19 protein-coding genes are annotated in these 25,488 nt (G+C 42.7%); 10 read left to right on the top strand and 9 right to left on the bottom strand.

Translation table 11 applies throughout. The features are described 5' to 3' along the window. Positions 1–54: 54 nt before the first annotated feature. On the top strand, positions 55–1,806 hold the full coding sequence (locus tag R7Q47_RS11715) for a polysaccharide lyase family 7 protein (RefSeq protein WP_137282565.1): 1,752 nt from the start codon (positions 55–57) through the stop codon (positions 1,804–1,806). Positions 1,807–2,276: 470 nt separating this feature from the next. Here the strand turns inward: R7Q47_RS11715 and R7Q47_RS11710 are convergent, their stop codons facing one another. Together R7Q47_RS11710 and R7Q47_RS11705 are read right to left on the bottom strand one after the other, a co-directional pair. Beyond that, positions 2,277–3,842 (bottom strand): polysaccharide lyase family 7 protein, encoded by a 1,566-nt coding sequence (locus tag R7Q47_RS11710; protein ID WP_017821221.1) that lies wholly within the window; start codon positions 3,840–3,842, stop codon positions 2,277–2,279. Positions 3,843–3,918: 76 nt separating this feature from the next. Continuing rightward, positions 3,919–4,692 (bottom strand): oligogalacturonate-specific porin KdgM family protein, encoded by a 774-nt coding sequence (locus tag R7Q47_RS11705; RefSeq protein WP_017634227.1) that lies wholly within the window; start codon positions 4,690–4,692, stop codon positions 3,919–3,921. 571 nt (positions 4,693–5,263) lie between these two features. Here R7Q47_RS11705 and R7Q47_RS11700 point away from each other — a divergent pair. Then, entirely contained in the window at positions 5,264–7,009 is a 1,746-nt protein-coding gene (locus R7Q47_RS11700) for a LamG domain-containing protein (RefSeq protein WP_248486264.1), read from the top strand. A 228-nt stretch (positions 7,010–7,237) separates the two neighbouring features. Here R7Q47_RS11700 and R7Q47_RS11695 read toward each other — a convergent pair whose 3' ends face one another. The 3 genes from R7Q47_RS11695 to R7Q47_RS11685 form a co-directional block, all read right to left on the bottom strand. After that, on the bottom strand, positions 7,238–8,281 hold the full coding sequence (locus R7Q47_RS11695; RefSeq protein ID WP_248486262.1) for a polysaccharide lyase family 7 protein: 1,044 nt from the start codon (positions 8,279–8,281) through the stop codon (positions 7,238–7,240). Positions 8,282–8,478: 197 nt separating this feature from the next. Further along, positions 8,479–9,768, bottom strand: coding sequence for an MATE family efflux transporter (locus tag R7Q47_RS11690; RefSeq protein WP_025998585.1), 1,290 nt, complete (start codon positions 9,766–9,768; stop codon positions 8,479–8,481). Positions 9,769–9,957: 189 nt separating this feature from the next. After that, complete coding sequence (locus tag R7Q47_RS11685; RefSeq protein WP_017634231.1) at positions 9,958–10,674, bottom strand: FadR/GntR family transcriptional regulator; 717 nt, start codon at positions 10,672–10,674, stop codon at positions 9,958–9,960. Between the two features lie 560 nt (positions 10,675–11,234). On the opposite strand from R7Q47_RS11685, the gene R7Q47_RS11680 reads away from it, so the two are divergent. The 4 genes from R7Q47_RS11680 (at position 11,235) to R7Q47_RS11665 (ending at position 17,142) form a co-directional block, all read left to right on the top strand. Then, a complete protein-coding gene (locus tag R7Q47_RS11680; RefSeq protein WP_005388529.1) occupies positions 11,235–11,954 on the top strand; it encodes a FadR/GntR family transcriptional regulator in 720 nt (239 codons plus the stop codon). 142 nt (positions 11,955–12,096) lie between these two features. Then, complete coding sequence (locus tag R7Q47_RS11675) at positions 12,097–13,959, top strand: putative nucleotidyltransferase substrate binding domain-containing protein (RefSeq protein WP_017634232.1); 1,863 nt, start codon at positions 12,097–12,099, stop codon at positions 13,957–13,959. Continuing rightward, complete coding sequence (locus tag R7Q47_RS11670; RefSeq protein WP_005388533.1) at positions 13,959–14,675, top strand: 3'-5' exonuclease; 717 nt, start codon at positions 13,959–13,961, stop codon at positions 14,673–14,675. Before R7Q47_RS11675 ends, R7Q47_RS11670 begins: the two co-directional genes overlap by 1 nt. Before the next feature lie 685 nt (positions 14,676–15,360). Continuing rightward, positions 15,361–17,142 carry a sodium:solute symporter family transporter gene (locus tag R7Q47_RS11665; RefSeq protein WP_017634233.1) on the top strand — a complete coding sequence of 594 codons (1,782 nt, stop codon included), beginning with the start codon at positions 15,361–15,363 and terminating at the stop codon, positions 17,140–17,142. A 350-nt stretch (positions 17,143–17,492) separates the two neighbouring features. Here the strand turns inward: R7Q47_RS11665 and R7Q47_RS11660 are convergent, their stop codons facing one another. The 3 genes from R7Q47_RS11660 to R7Q47_RS11650 all read right to left on the bottom strand — a co-directional run bounded on the left by R7Q47_RS11660 (position 17,493) and on the right by R7Q47_RS11650 (position 19,356). Further along, positions 17,493–18,119, bottom strand: coding sequence for a hypothetical protein (locus R7Q47_RS11660; RefSeq protein WP_033906971.1), 627 nt, complete (start codon positions 18,117–18,119; stop codon positions 17,493–17,495). Positions 18,120–18,444: 325 nt separating this feature from the next. Beyond that, positions 18,445–18,765 (bottom strand): DOPA 4,5-dioxygenase family protein, encoded by a 321-nt coding sequence (locus R7Q47_RS11655; protein ID WP_005375836.1) that lies wholly within the window; start codon positions 18,763–18,765, stop codon positions 18,445–18,447. Between the two features lie 396 nt (positions 18,766–19,161). Next, on the bottom strand, positions 19,162–19,356 hold the full coding sequence (locus R7Q47_RS11650; protein ID WP_127891143.1) for a hypothetical protein: 195 nt from the start codon (positions 19,354–19,356) through the stop codon (positions 19,162–19,164). Positions 19,357–19,421: 65 nt separating this feature from the next. On the opposite strand from R7Q47_RS11650, the gene pdhA reads away from it, so the two are divergent. From pdhA to R7Q47_RS11635, 3 genes are read left to right on the top strand one after another with little or no spacing between them, the layout of a single operon-like run. Beyond that, on the top strand, positions 19,422–20,516 hold the full coding sequence (gene pdhA, locus R7Q47_RS11645) for a pyruvate dehydrogenase (acetyl-transferring) E1 component subunit alpha (protein WP_213911985.1): 1,095 nt from the start codon (positions 19,422–19,424) through the stop codon (positions 20,514–20,516). Continuing rightward, entirely contained in the window at positions 20,509–21,492 is a 984-nt protein-coding gene (locus R7Q47_RS11640; protein WP_042521051.1) for an alpha-ketoacid dehydrogenase subunit beta, read from the top strand. Before pdhA ends, R7Q47_RS11640 begins: the two co-directional genes overlap by 8 nt. Further along, positions 21,489–22,637, top strand: coding sequence for a dihydrolipoamide acetyltransferase family protein (locus tag R7Q47_RS11635; RefSeq protein WP_005375831.1), 1,149 nt, complete (start codon positions 21,489–21,491; stop codon positions 22,635–22,637). Before R7Q47_RS11640 ends, R7Q47_RS11635 begins: the two co-directional genes overlap by 4 nt. 67 nt (positions 22,638–22,704) lie before the next feature. On the opposite strand, the gene R7Q47_RS11630 is transcribed toward R7Q47_RS11635, so the two are convergent. Continuing rightward, positions 22,705–23,670: an electron transfer flavoprotein subunit alpha/FixB family protein gene (locus R7Q47_RS11630; protein WP_054574341.1), complete on the bottom strand. Its 966-nt coding sequence runs from the start codon at positions 23,668–23,670 to the stop codon at positions 22,705–22,707. Positions 23,671–23,807: 137 nt separating this feature from the next. On the opposite strand from R7Q47_RS11630, the gene R7Q47_RS11625 reads away from it, so the two are divergent. After that, positions 23,808–25,469 carry an electron transfer flavoprotein-ubiquinone oxidoreductase gene (locus R7Q47_RS11625; protein WP_154203903.1) on the top strand — a complete coding sequence of 554 codons (1,662 nt, stop codon included), beginning with the start codon at positions 23,808–23,810 and terminating at the stop codon, positions 25,467–25,469. Positions 25,470–25,488 lie beyond the last annotated feature (19 nt).

Raw genomic sequence — 25,488 nt, 5'->3', positions numbered from 1 at the left:
ACACTAAAATGATATTGTATTACAAATATTAAATAGTGTAAGAGACGTACTACTGTGTTTATAAAATCAACTAAATTGCTTCTAATAAGCTTCTCTGGGCTTGGATTAATAGGGTGTGGAGGAAATACCTCCCCTACAAGCCAAGATGATAAACCAAATATTCCACACCAAGAGCATGTAGCACCATACTCAATAGCAAAATTTCAAAACATATTGAGTAATTCAGATTTACAAGTATCAGATCCCAATGGGAAGGAGGGAAATAAAACCAGTGACGTCAAAAATGGAGCATTCTCGGATTATAAGAGTGACCACTTTTACGCAGAAAAGGATTCCAATTACCTTGTCTTTAAAATGTCGAACTACAAAATGCGCTCAGAAGTTCGTGAGCGAGAAAACTTCAACATTTCAGAACAAGGCGTCTCTAGAACTTTGTATGCAGATGTTCGATTACCAGAGATTAACCTTGCAATGGCTAGCTCCCCTGCAAACCATGATGAAGTCACTTTCCTGCAAATTCATAACAAAGGCACAGATACTTCTGGTACAGGTGCTATCCCACACCCTTTGTTACGAATCGTTTGGGAACAAGAACGAAACAGTATCACTGGTCATTACTGGGCGGTAGTAAAGAACAATGCCATAGATTGCAGTCTACCTTCTAGCGCATCAGATTGTTATGCAACATCATACGATCGTTATGATTTAGGAAAAGCCGATCTCAACGCATTCACGCGATTCGAAGTAAAAATCGGAGAAAACACATTAACCATTAAAGTGAACGATGAGCAAAAGGTAAATGTAGATGTATCCTACTGGCAGCACCTCCTGAGCTACTTTAAAGCCGGAGTTTATAACCAGTTTGAAAACGGTGAAGCAAAGGTACAATTTAATCAGTTAGGACTAACCAAAACTGACCATACTGATTCAATAGCCTGGAATATTGACGATTGGAAATTAACCATTCCTGCAAGCAAAAATGATTGGTATGGTTTTGGCGGTGACAGCGCGGCTGAATTAGAGCCTGAGCGTTGTAATTCAAGTAAAGATCTTCTGTCTAACGAAGAGAGCGTTTACCAACGCGAGATTGATTTATCATACTTCAATGTTATTGACGGTAGCATGCATTTCCGCGCCGATATGGGTTACGGCACGTCAACGGCCAACTCCAGTTACATCCGTTCAGAATTGCGAGAGCTCTACATCAGTACTAACTCCCCGGATTGCAGCACCAGCGATGAAGAGACAAGTTGGTATATTGAAGATAGTCGTACCGGTGCAACTTCGCATACGCTAAACGCAACACTAAGAATTAACGAATACCCTAAAATCGACGGTCAATTACCAAAAGTCGTGGTAGGCCAGATACATGGTTGGAAAATCAGCCAAGCACTCGTGAAGCTACTTTGGGAAGGTGACAATAAGCCTGTCAGAGTTATTCTGAACGATAACTACAAACTTGATAACAACAAAGACTGTACTGATTGCAACGCATTCAGCGTTAAGCTTGGTACCTACGCGGTAAACGAAGACTGGCAATATACGATCCGTGCCGATAAGGAAGGACTGTTTTTAGCCTCCTACGATGCAGATGGCAGTAATATGGTCTCGCACACACTGAAGTGGGGAGAAGCATACTCAGACACCGCTAACAACAAGTCCTATACTCTGACTGAAAGATGGGCGTCGCCTGATATTGCGTTTTACTTCAAAGCCGGAATTTACCCTCAGTTTAAACCTGATAATGCATATCGAGGAGAAATCTTTGATGTGAGCTTTAGTGCTTTGAGCACTCTTCATCAATAGTCATTTCAATCTCTTAGCAATAGGCTTGCTACTTTGCTCTAAAGCAACGAACAAAGCTCATACCGCCGCCACGGGAAATTTATTTTCTCGTGGCCTCTTCTTTTAGAACACCACAATTCAACTCGCTTCACGCATAGTGTTTCCTTCTACGATAAATATATAAATCAACCTCCACTTAGGCAGCTTAAAAACAGCTTCTATAGTTTCATGAGATATTTATCTACCCTAACGCTGAGTTATTTTAAATTTAACCAATTAAACTACTCTAATATACATTCGCACTTAAAAATAAACATTGTCAGAAGATAAAAGCAATCAATAATTATTACCTATCTATGGTGATAAATTTTTAAATTAATTTATCTATGTCAATAAAAATAATATTTGAGCTGTTTTATTCTTCTATAGAAAAAAAGCCCTCAGCTACAAAGCTGAGGGCAAAGGACTTCAATCAACTAAAAGTGATAGAACTAGCCTTGGTACTTACCAAAAGATTGTTTTAATTTATAGAAAGTAGCTTGTGCGTAATCATCTGGATTACCGTACATATTCTGGTTATAGACACCGGCTTTAAAGTACATATACCTGCCACCTTCGTCATAGCCACTGTCACTCATATCTACGACTTGAACAACATCATCTTTACCATCACGTTTTACCGTAACTGTCATTGTGTTGCCTTTCACATCAATGATGTAGCTGAATTTTTCACCTAGCGCGATGCCATCGTCACCGATTTCACCAGTCATATCACCCACTAAGCTGTAGTAATCCTCTGTTCCAGTTTTGGTTTTTTCGTGAGCAAAGTAAACTGTACCTGTTGGTTGGTCTGGTAGCTTACGATAATAAAGACGAATTGGCTCATCATCTTTGTCATGAATCTGGCCGATAATAAAGCGGCCAACTTCATGCGACTGACCAGTTGTGGTTGCGTGGTCAATCTTCAGAGTAGCTTCAAGCGTACCGTCTACACCACCCGCTTCTTTTTGATCTTCAACTGGTGCAGAACTGAATACCCAGTTATTAGGATTTACACCTTTTGTGCTGTAAGACTTATCACCAGCACGAAGCATGGTACGTAACTCAGTTCGCGCGTATTTAGTGTTTTCAGAAGTTCGAGCGCCTTTCACATAGCTCTTGAATACCATTCCGCCATCATCTGCTGTGTAGAATATATCAGAGTGTTGGAAGCCGTTAGCCAAGTCCCACTCATCAATATCATCAGCACGACCATCTTTGTCATGGTCGAAAGGTGTCGTCAGTTTCCAACGTGTTAAGTCAAAGTTTTCACCCGGTGCATTTGTAGCGAGTGGCTCTTTCGGTAACGTAGGGTAAGGCATCGCTTTAGAAAGATCACACGTCACAGTCGTTTCACAAGGACGGACGATTGGTGCTCCAAAGTCGCCTTTACGATTCTTTTTGAGTAAATCCTTTTGTGCCTTTTGCTCCGCTTTCATTTGCGCAATCATAGCCGCTTCAGCGTTAACGACGTCATCAGTAATGATGTGACTTGCCGGACAGGCATTAATTCCGCAATTAACTGCAGCTAACTCAGTAACTGAGTTCCATTGGTTTTTGCTATTACCGTGGCCAACGTAACGAACATAACGTGCTTTTACTGCAGGCTCAAACTGGAAGCGCTCTAAGCCAAGTGCGCGACCAGAGCTTTGCGCACCCTCAATAACCGTCACCCAGTTTTCACCATCAGTACTAAACTGAACATCAAATTTGCTGACGCGTTCGTTACCTTTGCTGAACGAGGCTTGAATTGCGTCGAACTCATAAACCGAGCCGTAATCCAACATCGCCCACTCACCATCACCATTTGCTGACCAACGTGTCATAATATCTTGGTCAAACAACTGCTCTGGAACATTACCATCATGACTACTCGCCGTTATCGTAACGGGAGTCAGAATATCAGCACCAGTTTCTTGGTTGTTTGGAAATGGATCTACCATGGTCGCCGTACTATTACAGCCCACAGCAAGTAAAATAGAAGAAGCTAACAAGCTTTTGAAGAAAATATGCTTCATGTAATCTAACACCTACAATATAAAAATGAATTAACAGCTCTTTTGCTGTAACAACAATTAGGCAATAACACTCGGGTTAAAAGCTGTATTTAAGGCCAAGGCGTGTTCTCAATTGGCGGTCATCCGTGGTTGAACCATCCTTACCTTTGACATTCCACAATTCAAAGTAAGGACGGAAATCTCCCATTTGGTAACCAACAATTAAGCCAGCATCCCACTCAGAATCTTTCCAATCAGATAAACGCACTTCGTCATAGTTTTTGTTGTAGTTGATCTCATAGCTCAGCTTGACGTTATCAAGGTACTCGTTATCAAACTGACGCATATCGTAAGAGCCTGTCAGTGTCCACTTACCTTGTTCAACTGTTTTCCCAGCAACGCTTACCGAAGTACCATCCGTTAGTGTTTTGTTACCTGCACCATCTGAATAAACTTGAAATTCGTGTCGGTAACGTAAAGCGGTACTTAAGCCAAAAGAGGATTTGTAACCAACACGAACTTGTGGTTTATAAGTGGTTTTTTCGTCATCATCACCAAAAGTAATAGGCATCCCTGGTTGGATAAACCATTGTTTATTTATTTGGTAGCGAACTCCCCAATCAAACTCAGAATCACCAGCAACGAGTTGATCCCAAAAATGCGAGTTGTCGTAACTATGGAATTTTTGTTCTACACCAAAGTTCAGTTTGGTCTGATCGTTAATTTTAGAACTACCACTAATTTTGATACGTTGGGCATAAGTTTCACTCTCATGCTTATATTCTGCGCGATAGTCTAAAGTTGCTGCGGAAACCGCTCCCGCCATTAATGTGGAAGCAACGAATAGGGACATTGTTGTAACTGCTTTCATGATTATATCTCTCTGTATATATTTTTTGGGATACCACTTAAATCCCTGGATTTGATTCAACACTATTGAATTAATGTATGACAAATACTAGTTAATTCATCATGAGAGTTCTGTGATATTAATCATGTAAGTGCCCCTCAACTGACAATTTGTATTATTATATATTCAAAAGTGTTAGCTATGTCTGATTCTAAAACGACCTTTGTAGACATCACTTACAGAGAAATGTTTTAACTCGTTTCATATGATAAAGAAGAAGATTAGAAAAAACACAAACAACAATAATTTCAATGGCTTAAAATAAAAAATCTTGATGTGAAATCAAATTTCTTTCCTAAATCACCTGTAGTTTTTGCTGTTTCTCTATAAAGAAAGCCCTCAACCTCATAAACGTTCAGCTCTTATTGATGTTGATATTCAACTATTTTGTGTGACTTATTCATCACTTCAGTGAGCAATCATTGTATCTAGTGTGAGTCGGATCATTCTATTGATAAAACCATCTAGATGACAGAAATTATTTGTCTAACAATATTACATAAATAAAAACACATAGAAGTGAGTACCTACCATGCAAGTAACAAAAATTGCAGCAGCAATTGCTATTTCCACAGGTTTGTTAACCGGATGTAACACTGATTTAAGGGATGCACCATCGGCTCCCCCACCAACAGAAACTGAGTCTGAGTTGAGCCAAGGTATGTGGGATATTTCAACACCAGCCACTGTGGCGAAATCCGATGATGAGCACGACCTGCCAAACGTCTATGTCTTTGAAGACGGTACGCAAAAGTATTATAACGATGATGATAACTTCGGTACTTACACAATCTACACTTCAACTTATACCGAAGATAAAGATACAGAGACGCTTACATTCAACCTTTATGACGAGAGCGATCTAGGTAACCCTACCGAGTTAACAGGGACTTATGAAGTTTCAAACGGCATGTTAACCATCTCAGGAACAAATGACGGAAACTTCACCGGTAACGATGAATCAGAAAACGATGCGGTGAAAGATGCAGTTGCAGCGGCAAATAATGACGCTGGCGATAACAACGTCGTACAAATTTTGGATACCAATAAAGGGGGAACAGAAGAAGACACCGGTGAGTTACGAATCAAGCTGTCTGATTCAACGAGTGTTTCAGAAATTTCAACAGGCCGACTAACTGTAGATCTAACTTACCAGCATCATGAAGAAACAGAACAGGAAGCCGACGGTTCTGGTGACAATGCTTACATCTCATTTTATGCAGCAAAAACCTCGAATTCCAACTTGCATGGCGAAGTGGCATTTGAAAACGGCAAAATCAAATACCGCGATGCAAGTGGAAACTTGACGGAAACAGGCGACACGTTTGAGTTAGGTGAAAACCTCGCGATAGAAGTCAGTTGGATAGAAAACTTCTTCTCTTTTTCGGTTAACGGTAAACAAATAGGTGAAATGTTACCTGTCGCTGATGGCACCGCTGTAACCTATGTATCACTGAGACTAGGTGATAATGGCAACACTACAAACTTTGAATTAAATGCAGACAACTTGAAGATTTACTCTAGTGATTCGGGCTCTGAAGTGTTGGTTCTAGAAGAGGATTTTGACAACTACATTCCAGGCTTAGACCTCGCGACAATTTACAACAGTGCATCAAGCGAAGCGGTTGTCATTTCAGACGGAAGTTCTAATCCTGATAAACCGTCAGAAGACGTGAGTGAAAACTTTGACTCATACCCAGTAGGAACAAATATCAGTTCAGCAAACTCTAGTTGGAAAGAATACAATACGGTTGCTGATGACTCCTCCACCTTGACCTCCGTGGCTGTAGTAAGTGATGACGTATCAAAGAGCGGCACTAACTCTCTGCTAATATCCGACACAGATACGACCAACAAACCATACGTTACGCGCGAGTTTTCAAACGGAGCAACATCAAACGGTAGCGTGTCATTCGATGTTTACATTCCGTCAGACAACGAAAAAACTACATACGTTAATGTTGGCTCAGGTAAAAACAACTCAGATCGTTACTACGAATTGAGAATTTCGGGCAGTGGTAAAGTTGAAGCCGAAGCAGGATCAGATGACGTAGAAATAGGCACTATTACGACTGACGCTTGGAACTCAATGTCCCTAGCTTGGGATGGTGATGAGATTAACGTTTCTATTAATGGAAAAACGGTTGATGCACCAAGTCAGTCCGAAACAGGCTTAGACGCAACGAATACACCATCACAACTGACTATTTATGTAGGGGACACAAGTGGTGCTTCAACAAAAGCATATTTCGATAACATCGATTCAAAGCAACTCTAGTGTTATTTTGTAGCACTTGATACTAGGCCAGGCTTTCGAGCCTGGCTTTATTTTTTTACCTCTTCAGAAGAACAAAATTCAACACAATACTCTAAATTCAAGCCAGTCCCAGTGATTGCTTGCTCTATCTTGTTTCTTACCTTTTAAAGAATTCCACTGAAAACAAAAGCCTCATCAAATCGATGAGGCTTAAGTAGAAATCGAGTAGCTCTTAGTTTTCTATTAGTTTCAATTTTGATTTAGCTTGAGCTTAGAAAATGTCACGCTGTTATAGTCACCGTTTTTCTTGTCGACTGAAAAATCACCGGTGCCCGCACATCCTGTACCCCACACAGGGTGAGACTCACTGACGCTACATTGACCATAAGCTCCTGCTTTAAAATAGAACATGTCTTCTGCGTAGCCATGCTCAAAGTCCTTACTATCAATCCCCTTACTGAGATCTATGGAATAAGTCACTGTCTCGTGGCGTTCTGTTTCAAACGTCAAGTTCATCATAGTTCCTTGAACTTCTATCTTGTAGCTGAACTCTTCACCAAGAGCGATACCTGCTTGGCCTGGTTCTTCAAGGTTATCCCAAGTATTTCCCCATACTGGATATGCAATATCAATACGATTTGGATCTTCCTTCGCTAGGTTACGCTCGTAGTTCCAAAATACAGAGCCCATTTTGTGTTCTGGGAATTTTTTATAGAAGATTTTAATGGGTTCATTTCCATGTCCATAACCTTTACCCTCTTTTATTCTTGCATCAATTTTTTTCGCGTGGATTTGACCGACAACAACAGAATGAGCAGGCCCTTTTTCTGGAAATTTGGCGTGTTCAGAAACATGGTTCACTTTCAAGGTCGCTTCCAACGTTCCACCTACGCGACAGTGTTTAGCAGCCTGAGGGTGGCTCGATAAAGCCCAATGGTTTGCTAAATCATCGGTTTGAATAGAAAAGTCAGCGCCACGAGGCATTTCACGTAGTTCAGAGCGAGCATTCTTCGAGTTTTTTGTCGTTACCGCTTTATTCTGCACTTCAAACACCAAGTTGCCTTCTTCGTTCAAGAAGAAGAAGTCTTTGTGTGAATAACTCAGCATCGCCACACCCTCGATTTCGTCCACTTTTCCGTCTTCATTGATATCGGAAGGAATAGTGATCTTCCAGTTTCGCATATCAAATTTATCGGCAGGGACTGGATAATCAACGCCATTATTTAAATCAGAAGCGATAACAAGAGTTGGTAAGGTAACAGCCATTGCGGCTACGAGTAGATTGAGTTTCATGTTCAAACCTTATTATATGTAATATTGTCATACATATAATAAGGTTTGCAACGGAATGATTCGAGGAAAGAAGTTATGATGTGCTCTATTGATCACAATTTATAAACTCGATAAACCCCAAAATGATAAGCTAGACATACTCCTCTTTAGTCCATAGCATCTACGAATATTTTCGACCTAATCCAATAGTCATAGAATCAATCGTACATTAGCTTGTCTGCCTTATTAATATCGAAATCTTTCAGAGACTTACGTGCTAAATGCCTAAATGGCCATGCCTTAACAATTTCTTCAAACGGCATGATTGCAAACACCCAAAACACTGAAAGGTCCAAGTATAAAATCATCAAAGCACATAACGGTATTGAGATTACCCACTGACCGGTAAAGTTAATCTTAAACACCTCCGTTGTTTTACCTAACGCTCTCAAAATATGACCATGAACGGTGTTATAGCCACGTACTATCGGTAGCAGTATGTAAAGTGGAGCAATCGCGGATAACGCTTTGTAAGTACTCGGGTCTAAGTCGGGATACAAATCAGGAAGCACGAAACTAAGTGCAAAAAAGAAAAATGCTGAAACGAACGAGATCATCACGGCCATATCAATACTAATATCGACATTGTTACGCAGCTCATCCATTTTTCTTGATCCAATTGCTTGGCTAATCGTGATTGCCGATGAATGCGCCCAAGCAGTAATGAACTGAGTACCCGCTTTGATCCAAGGCATCACGATAGTCATAGCGACATAAGCATTTAAGGTCAGTTGCGAGTACAGCAACATGTATATCGTTGCGCCAGTTTGTAACATTGTGACGTTCGCCGCGACGGGGAAAATCTCTTTAAAATGCTTATGTATATTGCTTTTCAATGACGCATCAAGCTTCTTAATAGACAAGATGATAGAATCATCAAGCTTAATGCACATGGTTAAATATAACAGCCGAATACTAATAGCAACCAAACTACCCGCCGCAGCGCCTTGAACGCCAATACCTTCAAAATTAGTCAGGCCGTGAATCAGAACATAAGACATCGCCACGTTGACTGGCAATTCAATCAAATAGCCTTTAAATGGAACTTTGGTCCGTCCAAGCGCATTGAACACCGCAATCATAACCTGAGTAATGGCATTGAATATGACGATGAACTTAGCAATTGCAAGGTAGCATTTTGTCTCCGCATAGAGATCAACGTTATCCGTCAACTTACTGATTAACGCTTCATCAAAGACAGTAATCAACAGCCAGAATAAGGATGCGACTAGAACGTTGATAACTAAAGCTGCCCAGAAACCTTTATTTAACGATAGATAATGACCAGAGCCTACGGCACGGCTAAGCACCAATTGAGACCCATTTGCTAGAGCCATTTGGATACCTAAAACAAAAGAAACTATTGTTGTAGCAATCCCCATAGCAGCAAGTGAAACTTCACCTAATGGCGTAACAAGCAGCGTATCAATCATAAGCATTGATTGCATCAACAAAGCATTAAGAGCAAGCGGCCAAGCAAGAGATAAGTTTTTCTTTATGTATGGTTGGGAAAACATTAGTAAACCTTTGTAATGAGGTTAAACGTTTAAACTAAAGAGCTCTGTCATTAGGCAAAGTTCATGACAAAAAGAAACGACAGAAAACTCTTTTTAGTCAATAAAAATGTACGCAAGCTCTTAACTATTCACGGCGTCGGAAAGCCTCTGATTCTCATCATTTAACAGCGTTTGAGAGGCTAAACGAGCTTGAAATGAGTTTCCGACCATAATTGCATCATAAATTGCACGGTGCTCATTAAGGCAGAACCTCCCTCCTTCAACTGACTTGTCAATAAACACCTTAAATATGGTCGAAAGTATATTGCTGAAGGGAACGTAGAATTGATTATCGGTACAAAGGAATATCGTTTGATGAAACAAATGATCGTTAGCAATCCACTCATCATAATCGTGACATCGTGCTGCCATCGTCATTCTTTGAAATACAATTGACAACAGCTTTCTTTGCTCAGCATTGGCATTTTGGGCTGCCAGCGCACACGCCTCTGGTTCTATGGCTTTACGCAATCCTAAAAACTGAGATAGAAACGGCTTAGTATCTTCTAAATCTTGGATCCACTCTAAGAGTTGAGGATCAAGAAAATGCCAATAGTTTCTTGGTAGTACCGTAGTTCCAACTTTTGGTTTAGAGATAATTAAGCCTTTAGCAGACAGCAACTTCGTCGACTCTCGTAGTGCTGTCCGACTAACACCAAACAACTTACACAGTTCTATTTCACTCGGGAGCTTCTCATTTTGACTTAATTCTCCTGACAATATTTTGCGAGAAATCTGTCTTGCTACTTGTACATGTATCTTGTGATTTGAATTCCCGAGAAGTGAAAACTCTGCCATCTATATTCCTCATTGCCAGCAGCCTAAACGACTTGTTTAGCTAATAATTAGAAAAGGCCAAATGAAACACGCTTTGAAGGCGGAGACTTTCTGTGTAAATGTAAAGCACTGTTATTTAGCGTCTAAAGTCTAACGATCTTATGAATATGATTTTTACTCGCGAGGTATATTGGCCAAACTCAATATTGAATGGTCGAGTAGTAACATCATGCACACCGATCTTTAGTATATAATAATACAATATCACTTTGTTTAACAAGAAACCTGATCTTCTACTCAAATTGTGTGCTGTGTATTGAAAATCAGTGAGTACAATAAGTAGGCGCGACTAGAGTTAACTAACATATTGAGCTAACAAATAAATAAGGAATTATGTAAGAATCGGTGGCCTCATCTGTTATACGCTAAGTATCATAATCATGAAGGCTTCATAAAGCAGTCGGAGATTCAAAATGGATTTGTGAAGACAGCTGTTATTACGTAAACATCTTCTTGGTGAGCTACACTTTGGATGATATAGTCCAAGCTTAAATAATACAATTTTAACGATAAGTGATTTTATGTCTGGTGAATTTCATTCTATCTCCGGTTCCAAGCGCAGCTTACATGTACAAGTAGCTCGCGAAATTGCTCGTAGCATTTTGTCAGGCAAGATCCCTCAAGGGTCCATTCTTCCAGGAGAAATGTCCCTGTGTGAACAGTTTGGTATCAGTCGCACAGCTTTGCGTGAAGCCGTAAAACTTTTAACATCAAAAGGTTTACTCGAGTCACGTCCAAAAGTTGGTACTCGAGTCATCAACCGAGCGTACTGGAACTTTTTAGACCCACAATTAATTGAATGGATGGACGGTCTAACAGAGATAGATCAGTTCTGTCATCAATTTTTGGGGTTACGACGCGCGATAGAGCCTGAAGCTTGTGCACTCGCAGCGAAAAATGCCACTGCGGAACAGCGAATTCAGCTATCAGAAGCATTCCAAGATATGTTGGAAGTCGCTAAAGCAGACGAACTGGACAAAGCGCGCTGGATGGATGTAGATATTCGTTTCCATAGCATTATTTTTAACTCAACCGGAAACGACTTTTTCTTACCGTTTGGGCATGTTCTGACTACAATGTTCATTAACTTTATTGCTCACTCATCTGAGGAAGGCAATACGTGCATCGAAGAACATCGTGAGATTTATGAAGCAATAATGGCAGGCAATGCTGAAAAAGCACGTCAAGCTTCGGCTAACCACTTGTTGGAGTCAAAACATCGCTTACCCGAAGCCAGTTAAGCTTAGGGCTTGGGCGATCTAATAACTAGGCAAAAGCACGCATCTCGCGTGCTTTTTTAATTTCGTTTCCTCCAATTCTTTATGGCACACCATCAATATTTTGATATATAGTAATACAAATGTATTTTGAGAATGTTGTGTTATGACCGACTCGCTACTGCCAAATATCATACAGTTTATCAGCCAGATTGATCCGTTTGACAAGGTACCTAAAGGTGCACTTCGCGAGCTTGCTTCATCTGTTAAGATCACTTATTTAAGCAAGGGGGATGTTGTTGATCAGTATTCTTCTAAGAACGAAAAGTCACTTTATATTATTAGAACTGGCTCTATCGAACAGCGTAAATCTGATGGCATATTGAGAGCTAAACTTGGTCCGGAAGATTTGTTTGGCTTCACTTTTCTTGGTAACGAAGTCGAAAGCGGAAAAGAATACAAAGCAATTGCAATCGAAAATTCATTAGTTTATGTAATTCCAAATGCTGCGCTGAAAAAGTTGTGCACTTCTCATCCTGAATGTGCTGAACATTTTGCATCACAAGCTCAGGTACGGCTAAAGTCAGCATTAGATGTCGTGTGGTCTAACAAAGAAAAAGGGTTGTTTATTCGGCGTGTAGAGGAAGTTGCTAGTGGTCGAGTTGCAATTGTAACCGCTGAGCAATCCATTCAGTCAGTCGCCAACGAGATGATCGATAAGTGCTCTCCCTGCGCTGTCGTTTATCGTGATAATAAAATAGTTGGACTGATTACCGACCGAGATATGACAAAGCGAGTCATCGCCAAAGGATTAAGCATCTCAACACCAGTCGTCGAAGTCATGTCGCCTGATCCTAAAACAATTCATCCTGACGATTTAGTTCTGCACGCAGCCTCCATTATGATGCAGCACAACATAAGAAACTTACCCTTAGTCAGAGACAATAACGTCGTTGGCGTTTTGACCACAACGCACTTGGTTCAAAACCATCGAGTCCAAGCTATATTTTTAATTGAAAAGATCAAATATGCTGGCAGTGTCAAAGCGTTGTCTAGTTTTACGTCCGAGCGCCAAGCTATTTTTGAAGCATTAGTCGAAGGACGGGTTTCACCAGAAATCATTGGTAAAGTGATGACCATGATTATGGATGCGTACACTCGTAGGTTAATACAAATAGCCATTGATAAGTTGGGAACACCTCCCTGTGACTTCTCTTGGATTGTGGCAGGCTCTCATGCTCGCCAAGAAGTACATATGCTGTCAGATCAAGATAGCGCCATCGTATTAGATGATTCGGCAACAGATAACGACCGTATCTACTTCAAACATTTAGCAATGATAGTAAGTAATGGCCTGAATAAATGTAACTATCCATTGTGTCCAGGGAAGTTTATGGCAGCGACCCCTAAATGGTGCCAGCCTCTCTCTGTTTGGAAAAAGTACTATAAGAAATGGGTGGCAAATCCTGAATACGAGCGCCTCCTCAATATCAGTGTCTTTTTAGAAATCCGAACCGTTTATGGAAACAAAGACTTTGAACAGATACTTCGCGATGAGCTTCACTCTAACATCAACGCTAATAGAGAATTCCTTACGATGTTAGTTAACGATGCGGTGAAAACAAACCCACCGCTAGGAATATTCAATAGCCTAGTATTACAAAAATCGGGAGAGAACAAGAAAACGCTCGACGTAAAAAAATACGCGATTAATCTAATCATTGATCTTGCAAGGATTTATGGTCTGGCAGTTGAATGTGACCTCACTGCAACTGATGAGCGTTTTAAAGCAGCTAACGAAAAAGGACTGCTCAGCCATGACGCGTACAAAAATATAATCAACGCATATCAATTCATCTTGTCGTTTCGATTTGCCCATCAATTAGAAGCATTAAAAAGTGGAGATGAGCCAAATAACCACATTGACCCCAATACGTTCGGTAGTTTTGAACGTCAACATTTAAAAGACGCGTTCCGCATCATTGCAGATCTACAAGAAGTCGCCAAACTCCGTTTTGGGAGCCGATAATGAAGCGCTTACTTGAGTACTTTCATCCATTGACACGAAAAAATCGTCAGAGACAAAAGCACTGTAAAAAGAAGCACATCCCTCTTTATCTTAAAAAGCTGCTTCGCTCGCCAAATCTGGACGTAAATCAACGAGCTTTTGACACTGAGTTCATCGTTCTAGATCTTGAAACAACTGGCTTAGACAGTGAGGAAGAAGTCATTCTTTCCATGGGCTGGGTAGAGATTCGACAAGGCCATATTGACTTAGCAACAAGCCAACACCTTTATGTACATAGCGACTCAAAAATTAAGCCCGAAACCATAGTTGTTAACCATATTACCCAACAAATGCTGACTGATGGAATCTCTATTCATGAAGCAATGCGGACATTCTTTAAAGCAGCAGAAAACAAAGTTATTGTTGCGCACGGATGTATAGTCGAAACTAGCTTTATTAATCAATATTTACAGCGAGTTTTCAACATAAAAGAGTTGCCGCTCATTTGGATAGACACCTTGCGAATAGAAAAAAGGTTACAAAGAGCTATCAATGCTTCCGATGAATCAGATGTGACTCTAGCAGCGACAAGGGAACGTTACGGGTTACCCGCTTACAACGGCCATAATGCACTTGCAGATGCAATTGCAACTGCAGAGTTACTATTAGTTCAACAAACCCGTATCGCACCTCAGACAAAAGCGACAGTCGGGCCCCTTTATCGGCTTAGCCTGTAATCATCCAGATCACAGGCCTATTTGCTAAACATGTTCTCTGTCACAATTTGGTATTATCAGTATTTACCTTAATTAATAATACAATATCATTAATGGGGCGACGTTAGCAAAATGCAGCGAATAGCCATTGTCACTTGCCAACATCAGAGCGAGTGTAAACTGATTAGTTGCTCCATATCATAACTACATTTTAGAGAGCTTAGCATTGCATGTGCGCAATGATTGTCGAAGATCTAGCAGCGTTACATAAACAACCGAATTCAGGTGATGTCCCCTCGAACGTCATCTGTAGTGGTTAGTAATCATGTAAAGCCGCTGTTGCGAACTTCAGCCGACAGCTCGCGGTACTAGTACCGTTTGGCCCATGCAGTACAGGCTTGCATGGGCTTTTTTTTAACAATCCTACATCAATCGATGTTATATCCCTCTGCCAGATATGCATAAATCCGCGTCCATTCTTATTAGAGGACTTAAGATTCTTTATAAGTATATTCATAGAACCCATACCTAAACTCGACACTTTTAGCAGCTTCAGAGAAAAGCAATATCTGACACCGATCACTTGTATGATTCATTAAAGGGGTTATTACGCCTTACTGGTCACGATTTTGAGTTATTGTACTACAAATAAGAGGAGCGAACGTTACTATTACTTAGGACAATAAACTACTTCAAAGGTCTAAAGATGGAACTCAATACTCTCATTGTGGGCATCTATTTTCTATTCTTAATCGCAATAGGTTGGATGTTCAGAACTTTTACTAGTACTACAAGCGACTACTTCCGAGGTGGCGGCAACATGCTTTGGTGGATGGTTGGAGCAACGGCGTTTATGACTCAATTCTCTGCTTGGACATTTACTGGCGCCGCTGGTAAAGCCTACAATGATGGTTTTGCTGTCGCTATTATTTTCCTTGCAAACGCGTTTGGTTACTTCATGAACTTCGCTTACTTTGCACCGAAATTTCGTCAGTTACGCGTCGTAACTGTCATAGAAGCCATTCGTATGCGTTTTGGTACAACAAACGAACAAGTATTTACTTGGTCTTCGATGCCAAACAGTGTTGTCTCTGCAGGTGTATGGCTTAACGCCCTTGCTATTATAGCTTCAGGTATTTTTGGTTTTGATATGACAGCAACCATCTGGATTACCGGTTTAGTTGTACTTGCGATGTCGGTAACTGGCGGCTCTTGGGCGGTTATCGCCTCCGATTTCATGCAAATGGTCATCATCATGGCGGTAACGATCACATGTGCAGCCGTTGCTATTGTTCAAGGTGGTGGAGTTACTGAAATTATCTCTAACTTCCCAGTCGCAGAAAGTGGCAGCTTTGTTGCAGGTAACAACCTGAACTACTTAAGCATCTTTAGTATTTGGGCGTTCTTTATCTTCGTTAAGCAGTTCTCTATTACAAACAATATGTTGAACTCTTACCGTTACCTAGCTGCAAAAGACTCTAAAAATGCAAAAAAAGCAGCTTTGCTAGCATGTGTATTGATGCTGGGTGGAGTTTTCATTTGGTTCATGCCTTCTTGGTATATTGCAGGCCAAGGTGTTGATTTAGCGGCAGCTTATCCAGATGCTGGTAACAAAGCAGGCGACTTCGCGTACCTATACTTCGTTCAAGAGTACATGCCAGCAGGTATGGTTGGACTTCTGGTCGCTGCAATGTTTGCTGCTACGATGTCCTCTATGGACTCTGGTCTTAACCGCAATTCAGGTATTTTCGTAAAGAACTTTTATGAACCGATCGTTCGTAAGGGCCAAGCATCAGAGAAAGAGCTAGTCGCTGTTTCTAAAGCAACATCGGCGGTATTTGGCGTTGCAATTATTCTAATCGCGCAGTTTATAAACTCTCTAAAAGGTCTGAGTCTATTCGACACTATGATGTACGTTGGTGCGCTCATCGGATTCCCAATGACAATTCCAGCGTTTTTAGGCTTCTTTATCAAGAAAACTCCAGACTGGGCAGGTTGGGGAACTCTAGTTGTGGGTGGCATCGTTTCCTACCTTGTTGGGTTTGTTATCACAGCTGATATGGTGTCATCGGCGTTTGGCCTTGAGGAGTTGACTAGCCGAGAATGGTCTGATGTGAAAGTAGCAATAGGTCTAATCGGACACATGACACTAACTGGTGGCTTCTTCATGTTGTCGACTCTATTCTACAAGCCTCTAACTGACAAACGTCAAGCAGATGTCGATAAGTTCTTTGAAAACCTATCAACGCCTCTTGTAGCGGAATCAGTGGCACAGAAAAAACTCGATAACAAGCAACGTCAAATGCTGGGTAAACTTATCGCGGTCGCAGGTATAGGTGTCATGTTTATGGCTCTGCTACCTAACCCAGTATGGGGGCGCTTAGTGTTTATTCTATGTGGTGCCATCGTCGGAGGTGTTGGTCTACTACTTGTAAAAGCTGTGGATTCAAGCGCTGAACAAGCCTCTGAACCTGTGACAGAAAGTTAAATCTCTTATTCTAATAAACGCGGCTATTCTTTGGCCGCGTTTTTTAATTCTAAGTTCCCAGTACGAACACTGCACCCTTTTACGAAGACATATCATCTTGTCTAGGGTTATCGAATTGCAGCTTTATTTTGTCATTCGATAAGGCTAAACCAGAACGTGATAATCTGATCGAGTTAAAAGTGCAGCCTACCTTGCTTAAGTAAACGCCCCAAAGCCATCCAAATACCTGATGAAGTAAAGATCTCGGCTCGTATACTTTGTTGCCGCTTCGTGATTTAGACTGGCTAGTCCTTTACACCACTACCTAGTCTACAAGCCAAACTATTCCCGCTGAACAAACCATCTCGGGATTACTTAGGTACACTATTTTCTCTTTTTGCAGATGGCACAACAACCGCTACCAATAAAGCTAACAGCAGGAACACAGGGCTAAGCATTAATCCATGCCAGATTGAATACCCATCATGGAACAGCCAGAATATACCAAGCGTCAGTAGGTACGAAAAGTAGCTGCAAAACACCAAGCTAATCGCGACAAAGCGCTTTTGATTAATAATAAGAATCCGCACTAGATACTGGCTAAGAATACCAGAGCAGCGCATGGCAAGTTGCCAATTAATGATAAAGAAAGCAAGCGCAATAAACCCAGCTACGACCAGTGCATCATGCGTGCTTAAAATGAAGTAGCTACCAAATCGACTTATGATGACCGGATAATCGCCTTCGTATATCGTTGACCAAGATATTGCGTTCGCTGCTGCTACGTAATTGGCAAAATAAGCAATGGCGTAGAAAGTCGTTTGAGAACTGAACGGCTGAAATACATCCGTACAAAATTCTCGCCACTCTTCTTTGTTGGTGGTAGGCCCAACCCAGTCACGTTTTTTTTGAGCGGTACGCCCGGCAAACGCAGGCCCGTAGCGAAACAACAGCCAAAATATATAGAGTGCAAGTATAACCAAGAGTATTGAAAACATACCCTTCCCCCTCATAAATTATCGGCGCCACTGCCAATGGCGTTGGGGTCGTAAACTGCACTTCCCTGCTATACCTATTTGATTTATCAAAGACTTATTATTTTATTACCACCAAAATTCATTTAATGGCATGCTAAACAGCGATATTTTCACGCTTTGTGCGTGAAGTTCGAAAGCCTACTTTTAGGTTTAGCACAAAAATAGCTACAGCAAAGCGTAAGAGAGGGTTTCCGCACCCATCAATGAAGATGAGGCGTTAAGCAGAAGCTGCGACCGCAATGAGAAGAGAAGGATTCAAAGCGGTCATGCATGGGCGAGAAAGCAACTATTTCTCTAACTTTTCTTCAAATACACCAATCTCTCTGCCCAACCAAATCGCGCGTTCTGTGTGATCGAGCAACTCTTCTTCGCTTACTGGGTGAATAAGCACAGAAAAATCGCCTCGAATCGTATCAAGCCACGCCAAGAACTCTTCACTCAATGATTCTAGGTGAATTTCAAACATCGGCATTTTGTGTGGGCCAACTAACCGTCCAACTAATGGAAACACACGCAGCACATCTTGACGCTCTTGACGGATGATCTCGTTCAAGGCTTGCGCTTTATCTTGTTCTCTTAGGGGAAAATAAACATGAGCGTGGTACATAACTTCTCCATAATCACTTCCGCTTGAGCACCACCTACTTTGGATAAGCTCAAGGACTGCCGAGGGTATACATTTGTAATGCCGTCACCCTACCTTGATTCCACTCAGTTGGGAAGAAGTTATGCATTCTCATAAGGTCGAGGCTTCGAGCACAACAAAAATTTGCAATTCATCATATAGCAACTGTTTGAGTTGATTCATTAATAATGACTCACTTTGTCAAATTTTACAGCCAAATTTTGTTGCGAATATGTTTCATTAACCAGTAATTAAATTCGAGTTTAAAAATACCACCAACAAAATAGCAGCATATTACTCTGCAAAATCAGGGTGTAAGCAAAACTTTACTACTGAGCGAAAGTCAAAATGAAGCATAATTTAACAATTTGTTTACACTTATTGTATCTGGCTATACCACGATTTAGTTAGAGGGTTAGATACAGAAAAGCCTTTCTCTGTATCTTGCGGTGAAATAGTCGCAGCGATGTTATCGACAAATAGTTTAAGGGACGAACAGATGCCTACCGCTATCGAAAGCACACGCAACCTTAGGTATGGCCTTTGCGCTGATATCAGAGTTTGAGTACCCATACAAACTCTGGTTTTGTATGAACAGCTGCAGTCCAAAAGACCCGCAGCGTCAAAAGGAGCTTGAGATGAACGTTCAGGCATTACCCATGCATCGGTTTATCGACCATCGTGGGGACCTAGTCGGCCAACTACCCAACTGGGCTGACAATGAAACATTGGTCGGGTTTTACCGAGATATGGTATTAACTCGCACTTACGACAACAAAGCAGTTGCCTTGCAACGCACCGGTAAGCTAGGGACCTATCCCTCACACTTAGGCGCGGAAGCCATAGGCATTGCGGTCGGCAGAGCACTTAAAGCCGATGATGTGTTTGTCCCTTACTACCGCGATATGCCTGCGATGTGGTGTCGTGGCATTGGCATGGAAAAGAACCTTCAATACTGGGGTGGCGATGAGCGCGGGAGTGATTTTGCTCCTGAAGGCAGTCCGGTTCCTAGCCGAGACCTTCCCTACTGTGTACCCATAGCGACGCAATGTACGCATGCTGTCGGGGTGGCTTCCGCGCTAAAAATTCAAGGTAACCATGAAGCTGCGCTAGTCATGTGCGGCGATGGTGGTACATCCAAAGGGGACTTTCTTGAGTCAATAAACTGCGCAGGTACTTGGAATATTCCACTTGTTTTCGTCGTAAACAATAACCAGTGGGCAATTTCAGTGCCGCGTAGTCTCCAATGTGCCGCCGATTTCTTATCAGAAAAAGCGCAAGGTGCAGGTATACCGGGTATTACTGTCGATGGTAACGATGTCGTCGCCGTTTATGATGCAACTAAAACCGCCCTTGAGAGAGCAAGAAAAGGGAAAGGCGCAACACTCATCGAAGCGGTGAGTTACCGACTGAGTGACCACACTACGGCCGATGATGCGACTCGTTATCGTAAAGAAGATGATGTTCAAACTGCATGGCAATACGAACCTATCGCACGTCTTAAAACGTATCTCCTTAATCAAGGCGCTTGGAGCGACGAACAAGAACAGCAATGGCTAGATTACTGTAAAGAGCAAGTAGAGTTAGCTGTTGAACGCTATCTGAGCTTACCGCCACAAGCACCAGAAACCGGTTTCGATTATTTGTATGAATCGCTACCTCAAGAGCTTCATGCACAAAGAGATGAACTCATCAACAAGGCAATGAGAATGCAGGGAGGCAGACATGGCTGAGCTAACGTTGGTTGAAGCAGTAAACCTTGCCCTGCACCACGAAATGCAACAAGACCCCAATGTTGTCGTATTAGGTGAAGACGTGGGCGATAATGGTGGTGTATTTCGTGCCACTGTTGGACTCAAGCAAGAGTTTGGTCTTAAACGAGTCATCGATACGCCACTCGCTGAAGCCTTAATCGGCGGGGTTGCGGTCGGTATGGCAACGCAAGGATTACGACCTGTCGCCGAATTTCAGTTTCAAGGTTTCGTTTTTCCTGCGATGGAGCACTTAATGTGCCACGCGGCTCGAATGCGTAACAGAACTCGCGGTCGGCTCACTTGTCCCGCGGTTTTCCGTGCGCCATTTGGCGGCGGTATCCACGCTCCGGAACACCACTCAGAAAGCGTGGAAGCGTTATTTGCTCACACTGCTGGATTTAAAGTGGTGATTCCTTCTTCTCCACAACGCGCATACGGCTTACTTCTCGCTGCAATTAGAAGCAATGATCCCGTCATGTTCTTCGAACCGAAGCGCATATATCGCACCGTTAAATCTGAAGTCGTTGATAACGGCGAAGCACTCCCACTCGACACCTGCTTCACCTTACGCAAGGGGCGAGATATCACGCTCGTTACTTGGGGCGCATGCGTCGTAGAGTCACTTCAGGCCGCGCAAACCTTGTCTAGTCAGGGAATTGAAGTCGAGGTGATTGATTTGGCGAGTATTAAGCCAATTGATACCGCGACGATTTTCAGCTCACTAGAAAAAACTGGACGTTTACTCGTTGTTCATGAAGCGAGTAAAACTTGTGGTGTGGGATCTGAGCTATTAGCTCGAACCGCTGAACACGCCATGTGCTTACTTAAAGCCCCACCTAAACGAGTAACTGGAATGGACACCATTATGCCTTATTACCGTAACGAAGATTATTTCATGGTTCAGAAAGAAGACATTGTGACCGCAGCGCGCGAACTCGTGGAGGATTGGAAATGAAGACGTTTAACTTACCCGATCTCGGCGAAGGCCTCGCTGAATCAGAAATTGTAAAATGGCACGTTAATGTCGGTGACATGGTTAAATTAGATCAAGTGATCTTAACTGTCGAGACAGCAAAAGCGACGGTCGACGTCCCTGCCCCCTACTCTGGCCGTGTGGTCAGCCGTCATGGTGAGGAAGGTGAAATCGTCAATATTGGTGCATTACTGCTAGAGATTGATGAAACAGGTGCCGGGAGAGAAGTAACGGCAGAGAAAAAAGCCACTGCTGACGCCGCAACCGTCGTCGGTAGCGTTTCTCACCAAGCGCATCATGTTAACGTTGATGATTTCTGGATTGGTGGCAACCACAACACGACAGAAAGTAACCTCGTTACCGCCCTGCCTTCGGCTCGCTTGTTGGCACAAAAACTTGGGGTAGATCTTAACCTCGTGTCAGGTAGTGGCCCGAACGGACTTATCGTTGATGCCGATATTTACGACGAAGCCGGAAAACAGCGTCCAGGCACCGAAGTTTTGAAAGGTGCTCGACGTACCATGGTATCGTCTATGACCGAATCGCACGAACATGTTGCTGCCGTAACTATTACGGAAGAAGCGTTGTTGGAAGATTGGCTGCCAAACGAAGATATCAGTATCCGCCTTGTTCAAGCGATTGTTCATGCGTGTCAAGAAGAGCCTGCTTTAAACGCTTGGTTTGATGCCGAAACCATGACACGCTGTGTACACACAACGGTCAATGTAGGAATTGCAGTAGATAGCCGTCATGGATTGTACGTACCAGTCTTGCGCCACGCAGATGAATACGAGCCACAAGATGTTCGTCGTTGGCTCGATCAAACCGTTGAAGGGATCAGAGAGAGAAAAATCGGTCGTGAGCAATTGCAGCACGCGACGATTACGCTTTCCAACTTCGGCGCGATTGCCGGTATTTACGCAACACCTGTCGTCACACCGCCACAAGTCGCTATTGTCGGCGCGGGCCGAATACTCGACCGAGTTGTGATAAGAAATGGTCAAGCAATTTCGGTGAAAGCAATGCCGCTATCCGTAACGTTTGATCATCGCGCTTGTACTGGTGGTGAAGCTGCAAGGTTTACGAAAGTACTTGCAGAGCACCTGCAACGTCCGAGCGAAAAGTAACTTATTAAAATCAAATGATAAAGGCTTCCAATTTGGAAGCCTTTTGTTTTAGGGAACAAGACTATATCTACAGCTTCTCTAACAGCTCAGGCATTACCACAAACAAATCGCCGACCAATCCATAATCTGCAATGTCAAAAATAGGCGCATCAGGATCGCTATTAATTGCAACAATCACCTTGGAATCTTTCATTCCCGCCAAATGCTGGATCGCTCCAGAAATTCCGACGGCAATGTATAACTCCGGTGCAACAATTTTGCCGGTTTGCCCGACTTGATGGTCATTAGACACATAGCCCGCATCGACCGCCGCTCGTGACGCCCCTACCGCTCCACCTAGCTTGTCCGCCAATTGTTCTACTAAAACAAACTTCTCTTTACTCCCGAATGCACGCCCCCCCGACACCACTACTCTAGCCGCTGGCAATTCTGGTCGCTCACTTTCTGGCGTTTGTTGCGAAACAAACTCACTAAGTTTATTGATAATCACCGTGTCGACTTGAGTAAGCTTAGGGACAACTGGCGTGTCAGATAGCTCTGCGGCATCAAAAGCCGTACTTCTTATGGTCATCACTTTATAGAGATCATTCGACGTGACTCTCGCCAATGCATTTCCAGCATAAATTGGACGAATCACCGTATCGATAGACTCGATTGTCATCACGTCAGAAAGTTGACCAACATTAAGCAACGCCGCCACACGAGGCATCACATTCTTACCAAATGTACTGGCAGGAGAAAGAATGTGTGAGTAGTTTTTGGCTACTTGTGAGATCAAAGGTGCGATATTTTCCGCTAAGCCATGTTCATATCCCTTCGCATCAACCCAGATAATTTCTGCAACACCCTGAACGCAATTCAACTCATCCAAAACTGATTGGCACTGATAACCAATAAGCAACACAGAAACAGGAAGCGATTTATCATCATCCTTAATCTCAAATGCCGCTTTAATTGCACACAGCGTCCCTACAGCCAACGATTGGTTGTCATGCTCTGCGAGCACAAGTGTTGCTAATGGTCGGTCTTCCATGGTCATGCCTCATATAACACGTCAGATCCATTACTTGAGCTTAGTCCACTTCACGTTAACGTCAACTGAGCTATAGTTTTCTGTATAGAAACCAAAACCTGTCACGCAGATGACGATAATAGAAAGGAAGCATAAAGATGGAACGAGAATGCATGGAGTTTGATGTCGTGATCGTGGGGGCCGGACCTGCAGGCTTAAGCGCCGCTTGTCGGCTAGCTCAACTCAGCCAAGACAGTGAAGGTGACGCACTTTCAATTTGCGTTGTAGAAAAAGGCTCAGAAGTGGGCGCACATATTTTATCTGGCGCTGTTTTTGAAACTAGTGCCTTAGATGAGCTTTTCCCCAATTGGAAAGAAATGGACGCCCCGCTAGCAGCCTCAGTTCAACGAGATGATTTCCTTTATCTTACTACTGAACAAAACCATATTCGCGTTCCCCACTTCCTTACACCGCGTCCAATGATAAATGGCGAGAATAATTACGTAATTAGCCTTGCCAACCTTTGCCGTTGGCTCGCTAACCAAGCAGAAAATCTTGGGGTGGAAGTTTTTCCGGGCTTTGCCGCTGCAAGCATCAATTATGATCAGACTGGCGCCGTGACAGGCATTAACACGAGCGATATGGGACTAGATAAGAACGGCCAGGCCAAACCTAACTTTGAACCAGGTATCGAGCTAAGGGCAAAATACACCCTTTTTGCTGAAGGTTGTCGCGGACATCTGGGTAAAGAACTTATTCAAAGGTTCGACCTAGACGCAGGAAAGCAACCACAGCACTACGCGCTTGGCCTAAAAGAGATATGGGAGTTACCCACTGACAGTAAGGATGTATCTGGCAGTGTTATCCACTCCGCTGGCTGGCCCTTGAGTGAAACAAATACCACAGGCGGCGGTTTTCTCTATCACATGGAGAACAACCAAATCGCCGTCGGGCTTATTGTCGACTTGAATTACAGCAATCCTTACTTGAGTCCGTTTGACGAATTTCAACGCTTTAAGCACCATCCTGCTATTGAACCACATTTGAAAGGTGCTCAGCGCATCGCTTACGGCGCAAGAGCCATTGCGAAAGGTGGGCTTTCCTCTCTGCCGAGACAGCAATTCCCTGGCGGTTTATTGATTGGTTGTGATGCGGGGACTTTGAACGTCGCAAAAATTAAAGGCAGCCACACAGCAATGAAGTCCGGAATCATTGCAGCAGAAGCGGTACATACGGCCCGACAAACTGGAGCTTCTGAGCCAGACTACCAGTCGTTGTTTGAATCATCATGGTTGTATGACGAACTCGCCGAAACGCGTAACTTTGGCGCGAACATTCATAAGTTTGGCAGCATACTTGGCGGTGCTCTTTCGACTTTTGAACACAACCTGTGGCAACCACTGGTTAAGAAGCCGTTACCTTGGTCTATCAAGGACTATTCGCACGATCATGAGCAGTTAAAGCCTAAACAAGAGTGCCACCCAATTGCATACCCAAAACCAGATGGTGAAATCAGTTTTGATAAGCCTTCGTCGGTATTTTTGTCGGGAACACAGCACGAAGAGAATCAACCTTGTCACCTGGTTCTGACTTACCCTCACATTCCAATTGATGTGAATTTAGGTATGTATGACGAACCAAGTCAGCGCTATTGCCCCGCTGGGGTTTACGAAGTGGTGGAAGTGAACAATAAGTTGAAGTTTCAGATAAATGCCGCCAACTGTGTGCATTGCAAAACCTGTGACATCAAAGATCCTTCACAAAACATCACATGGAAAGCACCAGAAGGCGGCGGTGGACCGAGCTATCAAAACATGTAGATACGTTAGTATGTTGACG

Source organism: Vibrio sp. Vb0349, from assembly GCF_033338975.1.
This window is presented reverse-complemented; position numbering and strand designations above follow the sequence as displayed.

Bases quoted from the DNA above. Each gene is read 5' to 3' on its own strand.
- R7Q47_RS11650 (WP_127891143.1), bottom strand. From the start codon at position 19,356: ATGGGTACTCAAACTCTGATATCAGCGCAAAGGCCATACCTAAGGTTG.
- R7Q47_RS11625 (WP_154203903.1), top strand. From the start codon at position 23,808: ATGGAACGAGAATGCATGGAGTTTGATGTCGTGATCGTGGGGGCCGGA.
- R7Q47_RS11630 (WP_054574341.1), bottom strand. From the start codon at position 23,670: ATGGAAGACCGACCATTAGCAACACTTGTGCTCGCAGAGCATGACAAC.
- R7Q47_RS11685 (WP_017634231.1), bottom strand. From the start codon at position 10,674: ATGGCAGAGTTTTCACTTCTCGGGAATTCAAATCACAAGATACATGTA.
- R7Q47_RS11665 (WP_017634233.1), top strand. From the start codon at position 15,361: ATGGAACTCAATACTCTCATTGTGGGCATCTATTTTCTATTCTTAATC.
- R7Q47_RS11700 (WP_248486264.1), top strand. From the start codon at position 5,264: ATGCAAGTAACAAAAATTGCAGCAGCAATTGCTATTTCCACAGGTTTG.
- R7Q47_RS11695 (WP_248486262.1), bottom strand. From the start codon at position 8,281: ATGAAACTCAATCTACTCGTAGCCGCAATGGCTGTTACCTTACCAACT.
- R7Q47_RS11635 (WP_005375831.1), top strand. From the start codon at position 21,489: ATGAAGACGTTTAACTTACCCGATCTCGGCGAAGGCCTCGCTGAATCA.
- pdhA (WP_213911985.1), top strand. From the start codon at position 19,422: ATGAACGTTCAGGCATTACCCATGCATCGGTTTATCGACCATCGTGGG.
- R7Q47_RS11655 (WP_005375836.1), bottom strand. From the start codon at position 18,765: ATGTACCACGCTCATGTTTATTTTCCCCTAAGAGAACAAGATAAAGCG.
- R7Q47_RS11710 (WP_017821221.1), bottom strand. From the start codon at position 3,842: ATGAAGCATATTTTCTTCAAAAGCTTGTTAGCTTCTTCTATTTTACTT.
- R7Q47_RS11705 (WP_017634227.1), bottom strand. From the start codon at position 4,692: ATGAAAGCAGTTACAACAATGTCCCTATTCGTTGCTTCCACATTAATG.
- R7Q47_RS11670 (WP_005388533.1), top strand. From the start codon at position 13,959: ATGAAGCGCTTACTTGAGTACTTTCATCCATTGACACGAAAAAATCGT.
- R7Q47_RS11680 (WP_005388529.1), top strand. From the start codon at position 11,235: ATGTCTGGTGAATTTCATTCTATCTCCGGTTCCAAGCGCAGCTTACAT.
- R7Q47_RS11675 (WP_017634232.1), top strand. From the start codon at position 12,097: ATGACCGACTCGCTACTGCCAAATATCATACAGTTTATCAGCCAGATT.
- R7Q47_RS11660 (WP_033906971.1), bottom strand. From the start codon at position 18,119: ATGTTTTCAATACTCTTGGTTATACTTGCACTCTATATATTTTGGCTG.
- R7Q47_RS11690 (WP_025998585.1), bottom strand. From the start codon at position 9,768: ATGCAATCAATGCTTATGATTGATACGCTGCTTGTTACGCCATTAGGT.
- R7Q47_RS11640 (WP_042521051.1), top strand. From the start codon at position 20,509: ATGGCTGAGCTAACGTTGGTTGAAGCAGTAAACCTTGCCCTGCACCAC.